Origin of the sequence: uncultured Campylobacter sp., assembly GCF_938031315.1 — a bacterium.
Classification (GTDB): Bacteria; Campylobacterota; Campylobacteria; order Campylobacterales; family Campylobacteraceae; genus Campylobacter_B.
Genome location: NZ_CALHHT010000256.1, coordinates 1 through 1159, shown reverse-complemented (window position 1 = coordinate 1159; position 1159 = coordinate 1). Strand labels below are relative to the sequence as shown.

At 46.2% G+C, this 1159-nt stretch carries 1 protein-coding gene and 1 pseudogene; both read left to right on the top strand.

Features of this window, described 5'->3' with window-relative positions:
• Positions 1-501 (top strand): hypothetical protein (locus Q0236_RS06455; protein ID WP_297916196.1); only part of this gene is annotated, 501 nt, incomplete at its 5' end.
• Positions 501-1159 (top strand): annotated as a pseudogene (locus Q0236_RS06450) (L-seryl-tRNA selenium transferase); the annotation flags it as partial. The gene Q0236_RS06455 and the pseudogene Q0236_RS06450, both read left to right, overlap by 1 nt.

Sequence of the window (1159 nt, the reverse complement as noted above, 5' to 3'; positions counted from 1 at the left end):
GAGCAATTCTTAGAAAGTGTTATAAAAAGTGAAATTTTCGTTAGAAAATACAAAAAGCCGCTGATCTTTTTGGTTGCGGTTTTAGTCGTGGTTTTCGTGGGATATTATACGAGCGAATTTTTAAGCGAACGCCGCACAGCCCAAGCTAATGCCATTTACGATGAACTTCTTAATAAAAAAGATGAAGCGAAACTTGCCGAGCTAAAGCAAAAGGACGTAAATTTATACGCTTTGTATATGCTTCAAAACGGCTCTACGCAGGAGTTGGCGGCTCTTGCCGATACGCAGGGCATCGACGTAATGCTAAAAGAGATAATCAAGCTTCAAAGCGGCAACTCCTCCGGAATTTTACTAAGCGATTACGACTATCTCGTTAAAGGCTACGAGCTGCTAAAAGAGGGCAAGATCGAGCAGGCCAATATTGAGCTCGATAAAATTCCTCTAAACTCGCCCGTGCGCCAGATCGCGCTCGCCCTAAAGCACTACGGAGGCAATAAATAATGAAAAAAACGCTGATATTTACCCTTTTGCTATCGTTTTTATTTTTGGGCTGCTCGACAAAGCGCCAGTATTTCGAGCCTAGCGACGAAAACATCACCGGCGATATGAAATTTAACGGCTCACTACCGTCCGAGATCGTAGCGGTTAGCAAGGATGGCGCGACGCTTAAAAACGGGCAGGTTATCTCCAAAAACGGCCTAGTGCAGAATTTAAAGCTCTTAAAAAGCGAGAAATTTTTAGGCGAATATAACGGCAATTTCGTCATCACCGACATAAACGGCACTACGAAGCTCGCCGATAGCGCGGGCAGCGTTAAATTTGAAAAAAATCTGGGCAGACAGGCTCTTAGCGCAAACGTAAAAGGGGATAATCTAGCCTTGGTGATGAGCGATAACTCCATAATGCTCATCAAGCTAAGCTCCGGCGCGGTCGTGCTTGATCACAGAGTGGGGAATGTATTTGCGATCGATTCGCGCGTGGCGCCGCCCTTGTTTATCAATCAGCTGATCGCCTATCCCGCGCTTGACGGACTCGTAAGCGTAGTGGAGCACGTAGGCGGCCGCTCGGCGCGTAATTTCGTCGTAAGTAATCAGCCATTTTTCAATAATATTATCGCTTTGGAAAACAGCGGCGACAACCTTTACGCCGTAACCGCCAC